Here is an 18,354-nt window from a genome sequence, read left to right on the forward strand (position 1 = left end):
TAAGGAGATTTAAAGGCGATAAGGGGGACTGAGCGGTGAAAGGGTATCACAAGGATTCGAAGCCTCTCTTCTTGTGGCTGCTGAAGCTCATCTTGGCGGTCTGCGTGGTGACACTGCCTACCGGCTGCAGTACGGTTCGCATGGGGAATGAGGATACGGCTGGTTCGCATAGGCATGAGAATAGGATAGGCGAAGCCGGAAGGTCTGCAGGAGGCATGATGCCAGAGGACGGGGCTATTCCAAGAGGCGGCGCCGTGCCTGAAGAAGGCCTGTCATTAGACGGAAGACTTTCGTCCGACGGAATCATGCCGTCTCATAGAGAGGGTCAGTCTGGAGGCACCGACATGCCATCCCGCCCGATCGTGCTTGGCTTCTCGCAGCTTGGCTCGGAGAGCGACTGGCGCAACGCCAACAGCCAGTCTGTAAAGGAGGCGGCGAAAGAAGCGGGCATCACGCTGATCTTCGACAATGCCGAGCAGTCGCAGCGCAAGCAGTTTGAGGCGATCCGCAGCTTCATCCAGCAGAAGGTTGATGTGATCGCGATCGCTCCGGTCGTCCAATCTGGCTGGGAGGGCATTCTGGGCGAAATCCAGGAAGCGGGCATTCCAGTTATCATCGTTGACCGGACGGTGGACACAGCCGACGCCTCGCAATACGTGACATTGATCGGGTCGGATTTTTATGAGGAAGGGCAAAAGGCCGGGAAGTACGTGCTGGACAAAATGGCCGCCTCCACCGGTCCAATAGGGATCGTGGAGCTGAAGGGAACAGAGGGCTCGACGCCCTCGATCGACAGGGGCAGGGGATTCCATGATACAATTACGGGTACCGATAAGTTTGTATTTCTAGGAAGTGAATATGCTGATTTCACCCACGAGCAGGGTAAGGACAAGATGCGTTCGCTGCTCCATCGACTGGGCGGCGATATCGACGTTTTATTTTCGCATAATGATGATATGGCCCTTGGAGCCATCGAGGCGATGGAGGAATATGGCCTGCAGCCAGGCAAGGATATCGTTATCGTGTCCGTGGATGGCACGCGCAAGGCGCTGGAGCAGCTGATCAAGGGCAAAATCAACTGTGTGGTCGAATGCAACCCGCTGCTCGGACCAAATCTGATGCAGGCGGTGAATGAAATCATGGAAGGCCGTACCCTGCCCAAGCGGATCGTTACCCCGGAGAGTGTGTTTACGGAAGTGACGGCGGAGCGGGAGATCAGCAGCCGCAAGTATTAGCTAGCAAGGTTGAGGCATGAGAGCAAGTAAGAAAGCAAGCGAGATAGCGGGTGAAAGCGAGGGCGCAAAAACGATGCAAGAGAACGAACAGGGGAGCCTGAGCACGAATAGAAGGCAATGGCGGGAATAGGAGTAAACGCATGTATAGGAAGCAGGAGCACATCGTTGGACGTTGCTTGAAGGAGAGAGTAGAGATGGGGAATCGCGAACTGTACAGAATTCTCGTTGTGGATGATGAAATACTGGTCCGGCAGGGCATCAAGCATATACTGAACTGGGAGCAGGACGGCTTTCAGATCGTCGGCGAGGCATCGAACGGCAGGGAAGCGCTGGAGCTGATTGAGACGCTGCGCCCGCATATCGTTCTGACAGATATCGTGATGCCGGTCATGGACGGTGAGGAACTGACCCGGCTCATCAAGCACAACTGGCCGGAGATCGAAGTTATTGTGCTGAGCAGCTTCAGCGAATTCGACTATGTGCGCTCGACCTTCCAGAGCGGGGTATCCGATTATATTCTGAAGCCGCACTTGGAGACGGGAATGCTGCTTGAGGTGCTGCGCAATACAGCGGCGAAGCTGCCTGCTCCAAGCGGAGCCGTGCGTCAGAACGCAGATCCCGCATCGGTTTCCATGCAGCAAACGCTGGAGAAGCTGCTTGCAGGATATGAAACAGAACTGGATCGCGAACAGGTGGAGGAATGGTTCCCTTACCCTTATTTCTATGTACTGGGGAGCAGCGGGAATTCATCCTTTCTGGAAGAATTGAAAGCGCTATTTCCGCGAATGGCTGCGGCAAAGCTGCCATGCGGTCCGATTGCCGGGCATCCCGGGCTTTCCGTATATGTGTTGAATGTTGATGCAGAAGGGCGGGAGGCGCTGCCGTCCAAACTGAAGATGCTGTGCCCTGCTTCCCTGACAGAGGAAGGGGAGCTGTTATGGGTGCTCAGCGATCCCTTTCCCCGATTGGATCAGCTCGGCGGGATTTACAGGGACGTTTGGCTAAAGCTGCTGCAGTATCGCTTCTTCCTGCCGCTGGATGCTGTGCTGATGCCAGGCGAGCTGCCGGAGCCGCAAGAGGTGAAGGAATTTCCGCTTCAGGCCTTCATGGAGCAGATTCGCAGACTGCAATTGGATGAAGGGTTCGACGGACTGGAGCGTTATATTGCTTGGCATACCAAAGCCTATACGGCGGAGGTGTTCGAATTTAAGTCATTGATCGGAAATATTCTATTTAACGTCATACATATGCTTGGCAGCCTGAATCTGGATGTTAGGGCGCTGGACGAAGCCAAATATGCCTACTTCAAAGCCATTGACGAGGCGCAGCATGTTAGCGGCATTACTTCGCTGCTCGAGGAGTTCCGCCGGCAGACGAAGGATTGCGTACAGGCCGCCCAGCAAGCTCTGCAGGAGGGCAACCCCAGTATGAAGCTGCTGCTTGATTACATCGATAAGCATTATGCGGAGCCGATCAGCCTAACGGAGATGGCGAGGCATTTCCATTTTAACCCGTCTTATTTATCCAGCTTCTTTGCGGCACATCATCATGAAGGCTTCAAGGAGCACCTCAATCGGGTGAGGATCGACAAGGCGGCCGATTTGCTCCGCAAGCGGGATATCCCGATCTCGGAAATCAGCAGCAGGGTGGGATATGGCGATCACAGTTATTTTTGCAAAGTGTTCAAGAAGAGCACAGGGCTATCCCCGACCCAATACCGGAGACAATATGCCGAACGAGTGGTGAAGGAATGATGATGAGGGCACGGTTTGAGCGGCTGAAATTTCATGGATTATTTATTAAGCTGTTCGTCGTTATGGTCATTTGCATTGTGACGATTACGGTGTCCGTCGTATGGACAAATTTGCGTATGACGGAGCAGCTGTTCCTGGAAACGTTCAGCATTACGAATTCCAAAGTCATTGATCAGATTCATAACAATTTCGAGGCGTTCCACTACTCGATTGTGCTGGCGGCGAATCAAGCGCAGCAGAGCGGGACGCTCAAGACCTTTCTGACGGAGGCCGAAGCGCCGCAATCCATTCGTGTGATGAATTCCTATTACAACATGACCCAGCAGATGAAACGGGTACAGTCCATGGTGGATGCCTATTCCGTCGGGGTGGCGATCGTTGGGAAGAACGGGCGAAGCTATTCGGGCAACGTCAATTTGGCCAAGCCATCGGCTCTTGAACTGCAGCAGAGCGAACTCACGGCCAAGGCAAAGGCGCATCCCGACAAGCTGATGTATCAAATGTACCGCGACGCATCTGGGCGGCAGTTCATCGTGGCGACAAAGGTACTGCTGGAACGGACGACGGGCCAGGAATACGGGATGCTCTATATCGTCATTGACGAGAATGACTTCAAACCCTTCTATACCAGCTTTACAAGCGAAGGAAACGATGTCGTCATTATGGACAAGAGCGGGACGGTGATGACGAGCAATCTGCCGGATCTGACCGGGCGAAGAAACTTCGCGCTGCTGTCTTATGCTGAGGAGATCGAAGATCAGGGACTAGATGTCAAAAAAGTGCAGCTCATGGGCAAAGACCAGCTCATGCTGGCCCAGTACTTGCCTTCCTATGACTTCTACCTCGTCAACATGATCGACCAGCAGATGGTGCTCGGCCAAATGGTCAATACGCGAAGCGTCGTCCTCATTTGTCTGGCGATCGTGCTGGTCGCCCTGGTCGTGGTTTTTCTGATCTCCCGCAAAATGACTCGCTCACTCACCCTGCTGGCCCGCCAAATGTCGAAGGTGACCCGGCGGAATTTCCATAACTATGTCAACGTCTCGGGCGGCTACGAAATACGCGAGCTGGGTCGGGCCTATAACTATATGCTCGACGAGATCCATGAATATGTCGACAAGCTCGTGGAGACACAAAAGGGGCAGCGGAAGGCGGAGCTTGCCGCTTTGCAGCAGCAGATCAACCCTCATTTTCTGTACAATACGTTAGCTTCGGTCAAATTTCTCGTTCAGCAGAACAGCAAGGACAAGGCGGTGGAGACGATCCATGCGCTTATTTCGCTGCTGCAAAATACGATCAGCAACGTCAGCGAGACGATTACCGTGGAGCAGGAGCTGGCGAATCTGAGAGCCTATGTATTCATTAACCATATCCGCTATGGGGAGCGGATTCGGGTGAACTATTACGTTGCGCCGGATTGCGCACATTACCAGGTGCCGAAGCTGATGATCCAGCCGTTTATGGAAAATGCCTTTTTCCATGCCTTCAATGTGAAGGGGGAAGGCGTGATCCATGTGCTGGTAGCAAAAGAGGGACCCAAATTGGTCTGCGAGGTGGCCGACAACGGCGATGGCATGGATATGGCGGCGTTTGAGCTCGAGCACGGGACGGCGGGCAGAGCCGGGCGGCCGGCTTACGAGGCTGCTGATGCAGGGGCGGTTGAGGTAGTGGCAGGTAGTGCTCGGGCTGGTGCAGGTGCAGGCAGTGCTTGGGCTAGTGTAGAGGCAGGCAGTGCCCAGGCTGGTGTAGATGCTGGCAGTGCTCGGACTGGTGCAGGTGCAGCCAGCGCCCAGGCTGGTACAGAGGCAGGCGGTGCTCGGGCCGGTGCAGGTGCAGGCAATGCCCAGGATGGTGCAAAATTCAGAGGCTCGCGCAAACTGTTCTCAGGTATTGGCGTGGCCAACGTCAATGACCGGATCCGGCTGCTTTACGGCGAGGAGTACGGTGTGACAATTACAAGCAGGCTCGGCGAGGGCACACGCGTACGGATGACGCTGCCGCTCATTGTAGCAAATTAAATTCAATTACAAATTGCCTTATATTTTGGTCTTCATCGAATGCTAAAATGCCATATCCTAATGCCTGTACCAAGCTGTTATTATTCTAAATGGAATTCATGTAACTAAAATCGCCCTAAGCGAATGTTCCAGGGGATTAAATGGATTTTACGCACTTAAAACCAAAAATCCAGCCATCATTGGCAATTTCCCCACTTCTAACGACATACAATCCATCAAAAACTATTTTTATCTCCTTGCCGCAGAAACTAACTACGATAAATCCATTTATTCTTGGAGCTGAACAATTTAAAACGGATGTGGGGCAGCTTAGAAGAAGCCAAAAAAATTACCAGAATCCAAAGAAAAAACATACGCCATTTGAAAGCGTATTCACCCAAACGATAAAATCACAAATTCCACTAAAGGAATTGCTAACGCTGCCTTCTGGCCCGGTGCTACGATAAATTCAGACCCTGTGGTAAGCGTTTACAAATCAAAGACCAGCAGGGGAAATAGAACTCATATACGATCAAAGGGGCTGAAACGATGAAGAAGGTAATAGCTTTATTCCTGAGCTGCATGGTGCTGCTGGCAGGCTGCTCATCCGGCGGAGGCGGCCAAGAGCCGGCGGCAAGCGGAGGCAATAGCAGCGGTGGCGATTCCGGCAGCAAGGCGGAGGAAATTACTATTTGGGCCTGGGACCCGGCGTTCAACATTGCCGCGCTGAACATCGCGAAGGAAGCGTACAGCCAAAAGAATCCCGACGCCAAAATCAACATCGTAGAATTCGCGCAAGCGGATATCATTCAGAAGCTGAACACGGGGCTGAACTCCGGCACAACAAAAGGGCTGCCGAACATCGTGCTGATCGAGGATTACCGGGCGCAGGGCTTCCTGCAATCCTACCCGGACGCGTTCTATGATCTCAGCGGCAAGGTGCGCTCTGAGGATTTCGCGGATTACAAAATCGGGCCGACCAGCCTGAACGGCAAGCAATACGGGGTACCGTTCGATTCCGGGGTCACGGGCATGTACGTCCGCAAAGACTATATTGAGCAGGCGGGTTACACGCTGGACGATTTGAAGAATATCGACTGGAAGCAATATATCGAGATTGGAAAAGCTGTTAAGGAGAAAACCGGCAAGGACATCATTACGCTTGACCCGAACGATTTGGGAATCATCCGCATGATGATTCAATCCGCCGGATCATGGTATTTGGCGGAGGACGGCAAGACGCCTGACCTGGCGGGCAATGCGGCGTTGAAGGAAGCGTTCGAGCTGTACAAGGAAATGATGGAAGCGAACGTCGTGAAGGTGAACGCGGACTGGAGCCAGTTCATCGCCAACATCAATAATGGAGATGTCGCTACCGTGCCGACGGGCAACTGGATTACGCCGTCCGTCAAAGCGGAAGCCTCCCAGGCCGGGCAATGGGCAATCCTGCCGATCCCTAAGCTCCCGCAATCGCCGAACTCTGTGCACGCGACGAACTTAGGAGGAAGCTCCTGGTACGTCATGAACATACCAGGGGCAGAGACGGCTGCGGATTTCCTCGCCCAGACCTTCGGATCGGACGTGGAGATGTACCAGAATCTGCTGACGAACGTCGGCGCGATTGGCACGCTGAAGGCGGCCGCTGCTGGCGAAGCCTATGCCAAGCCGGATGAGTTCTTCGGCGGGCAGCAGATCGTCAATGATTTTGCGGTCTGGACGGCCGAGATTCCAAAGGTGAACTACGGCATTTCCACTTATGCGATCGAGGATATCCTGATCGTCGAAATGCAAAATTACTTGAACGGCAAAGGCATCGATCAGGCGTTAAGCGATGCGCAGGCACAGGCAGAAGCTCAGGTTAAATAAAGCGGCGGGATATCCGCCCATTTCATAACAAATACCCAGAACCCCTGGGCGCTGAGCTGCATCCAGACATGTTGAGGCGAAGCGCCCCGGGGTTATTTTTCGGGCAGAAAGGGGCTCGTGCTAACGATGAAAGCGGACAGAACAGGCCTTAGCATCCGCGCCAAAAGCAATTTAACCGGGTGGAGCTTCATCCTAATTGCCGTGGTCATGATCGCGGCCTTCTATTTCTATCCGATGGTTCAGGCGCTGATCCTGTCGTTCAAGACCGGAACGGGGAGCAATCTGACTTATACGGGAGGCTCCAACTACGTAAGGCTGCTATCCGACAAAACATTTCTGACGTCCTTATCGAACACGTTCATTTACTTGATCATTCAGGTTCCGGTCATGATCCTTCTCGCGTTGTTCATTTCGGTGCTGCTGAACGACAGCAAGCTGAAATTCCGCGGTTTTTTCCGGACGGCGATCTTTCTGCCGTGCGTTACCTCGCTTGTCGCTTACTCCGTTGTGTTCAAATATTTGTTTGCGGCAGACGGGCTGGTGAATTCGCTGCTGATGAAGCTGTCCATCATTCAGGAGCCGATTCAGTGGATCACCGATCCGTTCTGGGCGAAGATTACGATCATTATTGCGATTACCTGGCGCTGGACTGGATATAACATGATCTTTTACTTATCAGCGCTGCAAAATATCGACAGTTCTATCTATGAAGCTGCGCGGATCGATGGGGCCTCGTCATTCAAGCAATTTACTAAAATTACGGTTCCGATGCTGAAGCCGATCATTTTATTCACCTCCATCACCTCCACGATCGGTACGCTGCAGCTCTTCGATGAAGTCATGAACATTACGAAGGGCGGACCCGGCAATGCGACGCTCTCGATTTCGCAGTATATTTACAATCTGTCCTTCAAGTACACGGCGGACTTCGGATATGCGGCAACCGTATCGTACTCTATCGTGGTTATCATTGTTCTGTTGTCGATCCTTCAATTCAAAGTGGCAGGTGATAAAAAATGAGCAAGCTGAAGCGCGTGTTCACCTACGCTTTTCTCGGCGGAGCAGCGTTTGTCTCGATTTTCCCCTTTCTGTGGATGGTCGTAAGCGCCACCAACAAGTCGGTGGATGTCACGAAGGGCCGCTTGCTGCCCGGCAGTCACTTTCTGGACAATTTCCGGAAGCTCGCCGAATCGACCGATCTATGGACTTCATTATGGAATTCCGCGAAAATCTCCGTGCTCACGACGATTTTGGCGATTGTCATCGCGTCGCTGGCCGGATACGGGTTTGAAATTTACCGCAGCCGGGCGAAGGATATCGTCTTCAGCATCCTGCTGCTATCGATGATGATTCCGTTTGCGGCGTTGATGATCCCGCTCTACCGGATGTTCGCCAACATTTCCGGCAGCCTCCCGGCGATTGGCATCGATACGATGGCTTCGGTCATGCTGCCGACGATTACGACAGCGTTTCTGATTTTCTTCTTCCGGCAGAATTCGAAAATGTTCCCCAAGGATATGGTGGAAGCCGGGCGCATTGACGGGCTGAGCGAGCTGGGGATATTTTTCAAAATATTCATGCCTACGATGAAAACGACCTACGCCGCCGCGGGCATCATTACATTCATGTCGAGCTGGAACAATTATTTGTGGCCGCTCATCGTGCTGCAATCGCCGGAGCAGAAGACGATCCCGCTGCTTATCTCCAATCTGGGATCGGGTTATTCTCCGGATTACGGCCTCATTATGCTGGCGATTGTCATCGCCACGCTGCCGACGGCGCTGGTATTTTTCCTGATGCAGAAGCATTTTGTGGCGGGCATGATGGGTTCTGTGAAGTAGATGGGCCACCAGACGAGCTGCCGCCCGCGCGCTGAAACGTGTTACCATTGCGGGCCGGCAGAGGGGCGTCAGCGGCGCTGATTCCACCGGGGCGACCCGGTAGAGTAAAGCTATATATGCAGCTATACTTGTTGTAAAGAAACCGCTTGGGGATCCGGGCGGTTTCTTCGATAGATGTTAGTACTGCTCTACGCCAGTATGGATATGGAAATGCGAAGAACTTGTTCTGACGAAGGGGCATGATGCCAATCGCTCCTACCAGGTCGTCCATTAGACATCAGGGAGGCAAGCTGCATGCAAAGATTATATCAATTGAGTGAAATTAAACAGATGATTCAGGAGTACCCCTTAGTTCTGCTTTTAATCAAGACGAGCCAATGCGGCGTATGTGAATCGATTCAAGCGAAGGCGGCCGGTTTACTGGAATCCCATTCGAAGGCAAGGGGAATCTACGTATTCATGGAGGATGCCCCCGTCACGGCAGCGGAGTACTTGGCGTTGTCTGCACCGACATTGCTGCTCTTTTTTCAAGGAAAGGAAGTATACCGTGAATCCCGCTTTGTCCGCTTTGAGGAGCTGGAGCAGGTGCTGCTTAGGTATGAAGGGGCTTTAGAGGAAATGTGAATACGCTGAGTGCTGAGTAAAAGGGAGAGGGCAACTTAATTGCTTTCTGAGCGTCTAAGATATAGACAGGTTTTGGTAAAAGGAGGAAGAATCCCGATGAAAATTCGCGGCATCATGGTTATTTGCACAGCTATTCTGTTGACACAGCTTTTAGCAGATGCGCCAACTTCAGCGAACGTGGAGGGGAGCGGCAATTCTCCAGCGGATCAAATCCAGGCTCAGAAAGCGTCCTCCGGTCATGTCCAAGCGGGGGAGCAGCTTGTGCTCAAGCAGGCCGCCCCCTATTTCACCGAACCGCTGTCCGGAAGAGAGCCGGTTGATAGCTTCAAGGTGAACTATTTCGGTCAGCCAGGGGAGTCGTTTGCTGTGCAAGCCAGGTCGGGCGAAATGGTTTCGCTGCAGGACTATTCCCGGGGGAAGCTATGGGTTCCCGTCTGGTATACGACAGAGGCTTCAAGCCGAGTAGTAAATACCGCACCGGTATATATAAGCCTGCGCGCAAAAACAAAGCTGTCATTGACACCCGGCAGCTCGATTCGGTGGAGCGCCAGCACTCTTGGAAACGGGGAAGAACGCCCGATATCGGTTACCCGGTGGGACGATTGGTACGGGATCGTCGCAAGCCCTGCACATTGGCATGAGGACGATATAATGAACCGGCCAATTGTGCTATGGGTTCATGAGAGCCGGGTCACGGAGCAAAAGGAGATATCCGAGGGCTTAATGGAGCCAAGCTCATCCGTTTCTATTACAGCGGTTAGAGATATCGCCGACTTGCTGCTCCATAAAGGAGCCTCAGCTGAAGATGCAGCCAGGCTTCTGGGTCAGCCTGCTGTGAAGGAGCATTCGGGGAATGTTGAACTCGCGGGGCGTACGTACCTGCAGGGCGAGAGCTGGAGATTTGTACGTCCAGAAGGGCAATTCATCGCTTACTTCTCCCCAGCGGGCCGACTTGAGACAGGCAAGTGGATATGGCCGGCAGGCGATAAGCCGATGAGCAGGCTGTTTGCTGGTGATGACTATCCCTTTACCCATCAATTTATGGCGGGCCCGCTCCCGGCGACATTGAAAATGCCTTACGTATGGCGGAATCAGGGAGATTTGCAATACGCTTACTTAACCGGAGCTAGTGATGACGTCCTTGTAGTTCAAGGGGATGATGGACGTTTCAGCGGGATGCATGATGATTCAAACGTATATGGCATTGATCGGTTAACAGGGGAGAAGCTGTGGCAAATCGATGCCGGATACGGCAGGCTGCTCACGATGATGGGGAATGCGGATGATTCGGTCACCGTCTATACATCGCTCAGCCCGGAGAAGAAAGCGTATGAGGACAGGGTGCGCCACATTCGGCTTGCTGATGGGAAGGTACTGTGGGAATTAAGGCTGGAGGGCGGTGAAGAAGGAAGGTTTCTGGAAATCGGCGGGGCCAAGAATTCCGTCATTATATATGACCGGCCGGACATGGGCAGGGAAACAGGCCATTTGGCTGTACTCGACAGGACGACGGGGAAGCAGAAATGGGAAATTGCCATACAAGGCGATTATCGGGTGCTGAACTCCGGAGCGGACGATCCATATGTACTCATCCAAGCAGGCCAGCTTCTGCAAGCCAGGGAGACGGATACTGGCACAGTAGTCTGGAGCCTCAAGGCGGATACGATAACCGGCGAAGACCCGCATTTATATCCGTATTATGCAGGCGGTCCGAGAATCGATCCTTTTGCGCCAGCGAACAGCTTACGAAGATGGATTCTTCATGGAGATCAGTGGCTGCTGGTCGATCTGGAGACGGGAAGTGAGACAGCACGGTATCCGGCAAAGACGGGGGAACGCTTTGAGGTGCTGAATGAGCGATACCTTCTTATACAGCGTCAACTGCCAGCCAAAGCCACGTCAGCAGATTCCTCCGCCGAAAGCTATGAATCGGTATTATATGATGCGGCTGCTGGCAAGAAGCTCTGGAACGTGCCGGGGCAAGCGTCGAAAGGCATCATCGAAGGGGAGCATATGTATTTGGTTCTGGACGGCGTTCCGGTAAAAGCAGAGCTGCAGACAGGACGCATTGTATGGAAGCTTCCGGTTACTGCCAGTCAGGATTACTCCCTCATGACCCCAGGCAGCTATGTGCTGCTGGATGAATACGTCCTGCTCGCCTATGGCTACGATTTGCTTGCGCTCAGCAAGAAGGATGGGCATATCGCAGGACGTATACAGAATATCTGGATGGGATACGCTGAACTAAGGGAACAAATCTCCCGCAGCGGCCTGCTGAACATAACGGGAGATGAAATATACGCTGGATCCGCCAACGGCGCTATTACCCGGCTGAGCGTGAAGAAGCTGGAACATAGATTAAAGGAACTAGACAAATAGTCGTGTACCAAGATGATTCACCAAGTGTCTATCGATAGCTGAAAACAATAATACAATTAGGACTTATAGGCCGATCGAAGGATTTCGATGGGCCTTTTTGTCGTGGTTGTTCGGAAATCTCCCTGATTTCCTAAAGGAATTGCCTGGAAATTGGGGACTTCGACACATTCAAGAAAAATGTAGAATCATGTATCATTATGTAGAATTAAATACATAGCATATTTTGGGAAAGGAAGATGACTCTTGAAAATGAAATCCAAAAAGACGGTAATGATCGGAACCGCACTTGTTCTGTTGTTGACTTTTTCCGCTGGCGTGTCTGCAGCTTCTTCATTGGAGCGCATTCAGGCTAACTTGAACCACGGCATTTCGTTTTTGTTGAACGGACAGGCATGGACGGCTAAAGATGCCAACGGGGCGAAGGCTGTTCCCATCAGTTATAAAGGGACGACTTATGTACCGCTGCGCGCTGTGGCCGAGGCTACAGGGGCGGACATTCGCTTCGATGCGGCCAAACAGCAAATTTCGATTACGACGGGACCGGTTGCCCAAACTCCGGGCAAGGGAGAGCGCAGTCCTTTTAGCGTAGATAACGTATCTCACTTCAAATGGAGCTACTATACAAGCGGCATTACTCGGAACAAGGCTGATTTGCAGTTCGGTGAGACGCAATACGAAGCCGCGTTTATGGTTACGGGCGTGAACAGTGCCGGACAAGGCGTTGCTTTTAAAGTCAAGGACGGCACGAAAAAAGTCGGCGTGCTGGTAGGCTTCAAAACGCCGAAGTCCGATAAGGAATACTCGGGAAGCTATACGATTGCCGACAAGGATGGACAAGCCTTTGCAACCGGTAAAATCGAAAACGGCACCGTAGTTGAAAACGTCCTGGTGCTGCCTAACAACACAACCGAGCTGTACGTTAAATTTATCGGACCGGCCGGGGAGGATTCCACGGGCTACGTCATTTGGGACGAAAGCTGGCTGGAGAATTAATTTAAATTATTTCTATGTAAATAATCAGGTTTAAAGCCGAAAGATAACCGCTTGTATGCGGCCGTCTTTCGGCTTTTTGCATGGTTATTGCTATGTTGTTGATTAGTATATTTGTTAAAATTAGTGACACAGTGACATTAATCACGTATAATCATGAGAAGATATAGAGTATAACAGGTGTTTGAAATTAGTAGTACAATTTTAGGGTGTTTAAAGGGGGACAATCGAATGATATCCCTGCAGGAGGTTAGCAAGAGCTATGGCCAGCAGCGAAATGACAGATTAGCTGCGGTTCAGGAAGTAACTCTCTCGGTTGAGGAAGGAACGATTCATGGCATCATCGGACCTAGCGGCGCAGGAAAATCCACGCTGCTGCGGCTGATGAATATGCTGGAAGCTCCGGATGCAGGGAGGGTCATCGTAGCAGGCCAGGATTGGACCGTCCTGAGTGAAGGCGAGCTGCGCCGGGCGAGAAGATCCATTGGCATGATTTTTCAGCAATTCAACTTGCTTCAGAATCGTACGGTCAGCGGCAATGTCTCCGTTCCCCTGGAGCTGGCTGGGCTGCCGAGAAAGGAGCGGGCCGAGCGGGTTCGCGAGTGCCTGCGGTTTGTCGGGTTATTGGACAAGGCGGAGGAATACCCGGCGACGCTTAGCGGAGGGCAGAAGCAGCGGGTAGCGATAGCCCGCGCTCTGGCGAATCACCCGAAGGTACTGCTCTGCGACGAGCCGACCTCTTCCCTCGATCCGAATACGACGAATGATATCCTTGGCGTCTTGAGGCATGTGAACGAGACCTTGGGCGTCACGATCATTATCGTCACGCACGAGATGGATGTAGTAGCGCAGCTATGCCAACGGGTCTCCGTGATGGAGGACGGCCGGCTGACGGACAGCTTTGCACTGCAGCCTCAGAACCGTGCTTCTGCGATCCTGTCACCGAAATCGTACAGGGAACAGCTGTTGGGGACGGAGGGGGTTAGCGATGTTTGATATTTCTGTCATGCTGGACAGTATGATTCAATACGAGGCTGAAATCAGGAAGGCGATCGGCGAGACCTTCTTCATGGTGGGAATATCGGTTGCCGCTGCCATCGTCTGCGGCCTGCCTGTCGGCACCCTGCTGTTCCTGTGCCGCAAAGGCCAGATCTACGAGAACCGCACCTGGTCATGGCTGCTTAACGGCCTCGTCAATATCATCCGCTCCTTCCCGTTTCTGCTGCTGGTTGTCTTCATGATTCCGCTCACACGGATCATTGTGGGTACAGCAATCGGCACGGTGGCAGCCTCGATACCTTTGTCGGTCGTGGCGATTGCGCTCTATGCCAGGCAGGTAGAGCAGGCGCTGCTCGATGTGCCTCGCGGCGTGATCGAAGCGGCGCGCTCGATGGGTGCGTCCAAGCTGGAGATGATCTTCAAGTTTCTGTACGTGGAGGCTCGATCAGGCCTCGTGCTGGGATTAACTACGTCGACGATCAGCTACATTTCCTATTCAACCGTCGTGGGGATCGTCGGAGGCGGCGGGATTGGCGATTTTGCCATTCGCTACGGATATCAGCGTTTTGAGACGGAATTGATGACCGGGGTGATCCTATTGATGATCGTGCTGGTACAGGGTATTCAATATGCAGGCACGACGATTTCCAAGTTGCTGGATAAGCGGTCATAGCCGCAAGATTTATAATTTTTACAATATACTTAGAGAAATATTCGGAGGGAAACATACGATGAAAAAATGGATGCTCATGCTCTCATTACTAATGGTTGTTGTGACCGGCTGCGGTAAACAAGCGGACAGCGGCGCAGCGAATAAGGAGGTCTCGCCAGCGGAATCGCCGCAGCAGCAGGAGGAGGTCACGCTTAAAGTGGCAACCCTTATTCCGCCGATGACCGAGATCCTCGAACTCGTTCAGCCACTGCTGAAGGAAGAAGGCGTTAATTTGGAGCTTGTCGTATTGTCGGACAATATCCAGCCGAATGATGCGCTGGCGAATAAGGAAGTGGACGTCAACTTCTTTCAGCACGTCCCGTATATGGAGCAGTACAATCAGAACAAGAATGCTAATCTGGTAGCTGTACAACCAATCTATCACGCTGTATACGGCGCTTATTCGAAGCGTTATAAATCGATGGAAGAGCTGCCGGAGGGCGCGGTGATCGCCATCGCTAACGATCCGTCCAACATTGGACGTTCGCTGGATATGCTGGATAAAGCCGGCATTATCAAGCTGAAGGAAGGCGTCGGCATTGAAGCGACGCAAGCAGATATTATCGAAAATGAGAAGAACTATAAGTTCGAGGAGGTGGATTTGCTTATGCTGGCGCGGATGCTGGACGATGCGGATCTCGCGCTCATGACGCCGGCTTATGCGAGCCCGCTCGGCTTGACGCCGAAGAAGGACGCCCTATTGACCGAGACGGCGGAATCCGATTTCGCGATTACGCTAGTAGCCCGCGAGGATAACAAGGACTCTGAAGCGGTGCAGAAGCTGGCCAAGGCCATGTCCGGTCCTGAGGTGAAGCAGTTCCTGCAAGACAATTACGATGAAATCGCCATTCCTGCTTTCGAATGATTTCAAATGAACATTAAACAAAAATCCGGGATTTCCCCATGCGGGAGGCCCCGGATTTTTGTTTCTAACGATACAGGTCATCCACAGGCTGCCCTAGATTTCGGAGAAGATGAGGACGTCATGTATCAAAAATATACCGGCTGCTACGTTACCGTTGACAGCTCCGGCGTGGTCACGAAGGCTGAGAAGCCTGATGGTGAAGAGAAAGACGAAAATCAGCAAAAGCTATTTAATCAGGGCTCAAAGCATGAAGACGATGGTGCAAATGATGAGTAAGAAGGTGGAGAGCCAGAAGTAGTGAATTCTTCCCATCAGGAGAATCCGAGTTCTGGACTTGATGGAGATGTCCCGGACTTGCGAAGATATTACCTAATGAGTAGAGAAAAGGAGCATTCTATGTTAACTGAATGCTCCTGATCTACTAAGGCCAATATGGATTGTATTGAACGTAACCTCTGTAGGTCACATAATGGTAACCTGAACCATCGTTATCAATAACGGTGAGGGAAGGATTAACCAGTTGTAGTGTTCCTGTAAACCTACCAGCTGGAAAGTAAGTAATGTGGTAGTAACTAAGTGATGGAAAACTAGAATCTTTCTCTCCCTTTCCAAAATAAATAGTTCTAGAAACTTCTACATATTTTGGAGAGGTATCATAGAAGTCATTAGCCTTATTTGCTGCACTGGCTGTTGATGCTGGCAATACTGAAGTAATAGCAATTAAAAATGTCAAGAAGAGAGTGATAAAAGATGTTCTTTTTAAACTAAATTTCATAGATTAACACCTCCTTTTTTAATTAATATATACATTTGTGGAAAATAAATCAATTAAATTTTAATTATAATATGTAAATATAGAAATTTAAGGGTATTTAATTGAATGAAAGATAGGATGATATTAGTAAATGTAATAGATAGATGACTATGCTTACATGATGAGTTTGAGTTGATAAGTTAATGCACAGTTCAATCATATAGCGCGTTAAGGGGGAATGGTGATGCTGGACGAAGGACTTAAGACGGAATCATGGACTTCGGAGCAGATCAATGCTCACCTTCAGCGGATCGGAGCGGATAAGCTTCCAAGCATAGTTGTAAGTAGTCGATTGAATACGACTGCTCCACAAATAGCAATGAAGATTGGACGGTACCAGGGGATTGAGGAGATTGGTGATGGCGTGGGAACAAGGGGGACTTTTCCCAAAAGCAAGTGAGCAGGAAATTCAGCGTACGAAATTCCTGCTCGGAAAATATACAAGCATGATTGTATGTCTGACAGTGCTATTCGTCGAAAGATCGATGACGGGGTGAAAAGCATGGACAATTCACTTAAGCTGGTGGTTTTTTTGAACAAGGTAACGCGAATTTTTCATAAATAAAATGCCAGAAGCCCATAAACTTTATGAGAGGGCTTCTAATTAGTTTTTTTTACTACTTATTTAATGGCTCAACATTATCGTAAAGCATATAAGGAGGCATGCCAGGTTAATCCAGCTTGTAGTACATCAAGGATCTCTTTTAATGATTCCTCAGGAGAGTAAATTAATGTCATATCGCTATTCGACCCGGCGCAGACGCAAATCCTTCGTAAACCATTGACGATAGCTGAGCGTGCTGAGCAGGATGCTGGTAATGGCGGCGGAGCTGGTAAAGGCAAACACGATCAGAATTTGATAGCGAACCGCCTCGACGGGATCGGCTCCGGCGATGATCATGCCGGTCATCATGCCCGGCAGCTGGACGAGCCCTACGGTTTTCATTCCATCGATCGTCGGGATCATACTCGATTTCACGGAGCGTTTCATGACATCCTGAACCGATCTCCGAGCGGATGCGCCCAGGGAGAGCAGCGTTTCGATTTCGCCGCGCGAAGCAAGGATATCGCGTTTGAACTGGTTCAGGAACAATCCGGCCACCACCATGGCGTTGCCAATAGTCATGCCGCTGATCGGAATGATGTATTGGGGTGTTGGCTCTATAATGTCCAGACCCAGCAAGAGGCCCATCATGAGCAATTCCGTGGCCGCAATGGCTATGACCACTCTCCACCAGATTCCTGCCAGCCCTTTGCCCCGCTTGGCGGCATTGCTGGCAGCGACGGTAATCATGAATATGACGATCGCTATGATGAATAATGGATGATTGCTGTTAAAGACAAACTGAAGCACGTAGCCGACGAGCAGCAGTTGCACAGCGGCACGGATTGTTCCGATGGCGATATCCTTCTCCAGCTCAAGCTTCTGCCATACGGAAATCAGCATCGTGACCATCACGAAAATAATCGTAAAGCTGAGTGCTAAGAGAGACATAATTCACCTCTGTCCAGCGGCTGACTTAGGAATTTGCGGGCAAGACCTGTCTTGGGCTGCTCAAAAAACTGCTTCGCCGGCGTCTTTTCCAGCAGGGTATGATCACCCATAAACCAGACATAATCGCTGATCCGGGCAGCCTGCTCCAGTTGATGCGTCACCCAGATCATGGCGGTGCCTTCCTGGCGATGCCATTGTTGGAGCAGTTCCTCTACCCTTATGGCGTTGCTCTGATCCAGCGAAGCTGTGATTTCGTCGAGCAATAGTATTTTTGGCCGCAGCAGCAGCGACCGGATCAGGGCGATGCGCTGCTTCTCCCCGCCGGATAAATCGGCTGCATTTTTGCTGAGGTCGATCGTCTCAAGGCCTGCTTGTGCAAGCAGCTTGCCCACAAGCGGAGCGTCGTAAGGAATGCGGTGCAATTGATGCACCGTCCGCAAATTATCCTCGACGCTGCCGGGCAGCATGACGGCCTGCTGGGCCACATAGCAGACGGCTTTACGCCATTCTATAGGATCGATTTGCCTGGAGGATATGCCCTCCAGGCGGATATCGCCTTCATCGGCTATATCCAGCAGGGATAAAATTCGCAGTAAGGTGCTTTTGCCTTGCCCGGACATGCCCAGAAGGGCAACGCGGTCATGGCGGGCTACCGCTGCGCTGACATTGCTAAATAGAAGAGTCCCGGGCGAGTCCGCATGGCTCTTCTTTAATTGTTCCATTTCAAGCAGAGTAGGCAAGATGGTGGGCACCTCTTTTACAGGATATTTATATAGTATATTT

18 protein-coding genes are annotated in these 18,354 nt (G+C 51.5%); 15 read left to right on the forward strand and 3 right to left on the reverse strand.

All coding sequences use genetic code 11. The annotated features are described in order from the left end of the window. Nucleotides 1–35: 35 nt before the first annotated feature. The 14 genes from MKX50_RS06360 to MKX50_RS06425 all read left to right on the forward strand — a co-directional run bounded on the left by MKX50_RS06360 (nt 36) and on the right by MKX50_RS06425 (nt 15,538). Complete coding sequence (locus MKX50_RS06360) at nt 36–1,235, forward strand: ABC transporter substrate-binding protein (RefSeq protein ID WP_339158812.1); 1,200 nt, start codon at nt 36–38, stop codon at nt 1,233–1,235. 140 nt (nt 1,236–1,375) lie between these two features. Beyond that, nucleotides 1,376–2,989, forward strand: coding sequence for a response regulator transcription factor (locus tag MKX50_RS06365; RefSeq protein WP_339158813.1), 1,614 nt, complete (start codon nt 1,376–1,378; stop codon nt 2,987–2,989). Next, nucleotides 2,986–5,007 (forward strand): histidine kinase, encoded by a 2,022-nt coding sequence (locus MKX50_RS06370; protein WP_339158815.1) that lies wholly within the window; start codon nt 2,986–2,988, stop codon nt 5,005–5,007. Before MKX50_RS06365 ends, MKX50_RS06370 begins: the two co-directional genes overlap by 4 nt. A 140-nt stretch (nt 5,008–5,147) precedes the next feature. After that, on the forward strand, nt 5,148–5,453 hold the full coding sequence (locus MKX50_RS06375) for a hypothetical protein (RefSeq protein ID WP_213592595.1): 306 nt from the start codon (nt 5,148–5,150) through the stop codon (nt 5,451–5,453). Between the two features lie 82 nt (nt 5,454–5,535). Further along, on the forward strand, nt 5,536–6,852 hold the full coding sequence (locus MKX50_RS06380; protein ID WP_339158817.1) for an ABC transporter substrate-binding protein: 1,317 nt from the start codon (nt 5,536–5,538) through the stop codon (nt 6,850–6,852). A gap of 126 nt (nt 6,853–6,978) precedes the next feature. Next, nucleotides 6,979–7,872: a sugar ABC transporter permease gene (locus tag MKX50_RS06385; RefSeq protein WP_213592591.1), complete on the forward strand. Its 894-nt coding sequence runs from the start codon at nt 6,979–6,981 to the stop codon at nt 7,870–7,872. Continuing rightward, complete coding sequence (locus MKX50_RS06390; protein ID WP_213592589.1) at nt 7,869–8,693, forward strand: carbohydrate ABC transporter permease; 825 nt, start codon at nt 7,869–7,871, stop codon at nt 8,691–8,693. The genes MKX50_RS06385 and MKX50_RS06390 overlap by 4 nt, the downstream gene beginning before the upstream one ends. A 294-nt stretch (nt 8,694–8,987) precedes the next feature. Beyond that, on the forward strand, nt 8,988–9,317 hold the full coding sequence (locus MKX50_RS06395; protein ID WP_213592585.1) for a thioredoxin family protein: 330 nt from the start codon (nt 8,988–8,990) through the stop codon (nt 9,315–9,317). A gap of 96 nt (nt 9,318–9,413) precedes the next feature. After that, nucleotides 9,414–11,696, forward strand: a complete 2,283-nt coding sequence (locus MKX50_RS06400) for a PQQ-binding-like beta-propeller repeat protein (RefSeq protein ID WP_339158820.1) — start codon at nt 9,414–9,416, stop codon at nt 11,694–11,696. 249 nt (nt 11,697–11,945) lie between these two features. Beyond that, nucleotides 11,946–12,689, forward strand: a complete 744-nt coding sequence (locus MKX50_RS06405; protein WP_339158821.1) for a stalk domain-containing protein — start codon at nt 11,946–11,948, stop codon at nt 12,687–12,689. A 228-nt stretch (nt 12,690–12,917) separates the two neighbouring features. Beyond that, complete coding sequence (locus MKX50_RS06410; RefSeq protein WP_339158823.1) at nt 12,918–13,682, forward strand: ATP-binding cassette domain-containing protein; 765 nt, start codon at nt 12,918–12,920, stop codon at nt 13,680–13,682. After that, a complete protein-coding gene (locus MKX50_RS06415) occupies nt 13,675–14,358 on the forward strand; it encodes a methionine ABC transporter permease (RefSeq protein WP_339158824.1) in 684 nt (227 codons plus the stop codon). Before MKX50_RS06410 ends, MKX50_RS06415 begins: the two co-directional genes overlap by 8 nt. Nucleotides 14,359–14,416: 58 nt before the next feature. Then, nucleotides 14,417–15,262: a MetQ/NlpA family ABC transporter substrate-binding protein gene (locus tag MKX50_RS06420; RefSeq protein WP_213592578.1), complete on the forward strand. Its 846-nt coding sequence runs from the start codon at nt 14,417–14,419 to the stop codon at nt 15,260–15,262. 6 nt (nt 15,263–15,268) lie between these two features. Next, on the forward strand, nt 15,269–15,538 hold the full coding sequence (locus tag MKX50_RS06425) for a hypothetical protein (RefSeq protein ID WP_339158825.1): 270 nt from the start codon (nt 15,269–15,271) through the stop codon (nt 15,536–15,538). Between the two features lie 145 nt (nt 15,539–15,683). Here the strand turns inward: MKX50_RS06425 and MKX50_RS06430 are convergent, their stop codons facing one another. Next, nucleotides 15,684–16,037 (reverse strand): hypothetical protein, encoded by a 354-nt coding sequence (locus MKX50_RS06430; protein WP_339158826.1) that lies wholly within the window; start codon nt 16,035–16,037, stop codon nt 15,684–15,686. Nucleotides 16,038–16,260: 223 nt separating this feature from the next. Here MKX50_RS06430 and MKX50_RS06435 point away from each other — a divergent pair, with 223 nt between their 5' ends. Beyond that, nucleotides 16,261–16,476: a hypothetical protein gene (locus MKX50_RS06435; protein ID WP_339158828.1), complete on the forward strand. Its 216-nt coding sequence runs from the start codon at nt 16,261–16,263 to the stop codon at nt 16,474–16,476. A gap of 342 nt (nt 16,477–16,818) precedes the next feature. On the opposite strand, the gene fetB is transcribed toward MKX50_RS06435, so the two are convergent. Both fetB and MKX50_RS06445 read right to left on the reverse strand, forming a co-directional pair. Next, on the reverse strand, nt 16,819–17,571 hold the full coding sequence (gene fetB / locus MKX50_RS06440; protein ID WP_339158829.1) for an iron export ABC transporter permease subunit FetB: 753 nt from the start codon (nt 17,569–17,571) through the stop codon (nt 16,819–16,821). After that, complete coding sequence (locus tag MKX50_RS06445; RefSeq protein ID WP_339158831.1) at nt 17,559–18,293, reverse strand: ATP-binding cassette domain-containing protein; 735 nt, start codon at nt 18,291–18,293, stop codon at nt 17,559–17,561. Before MKX50_RS06445 ends, fetB begins: the two co-directional genes overlap by 13 nt. Between the last annotated feature and the right edge of the window lie 61 nt (nt 18,294–18,354).

It is taken from the genome of Paenibacillus sp. FSL W8-0186 (genome assembly GCF_037969765.1).
GTDB classification, from domain to species: Bacteria; Bacillota; Bacilli; order Paenibacillales; family Paenibacillaceae; genus Fontibacillus; species Fontibacillus woosongensis.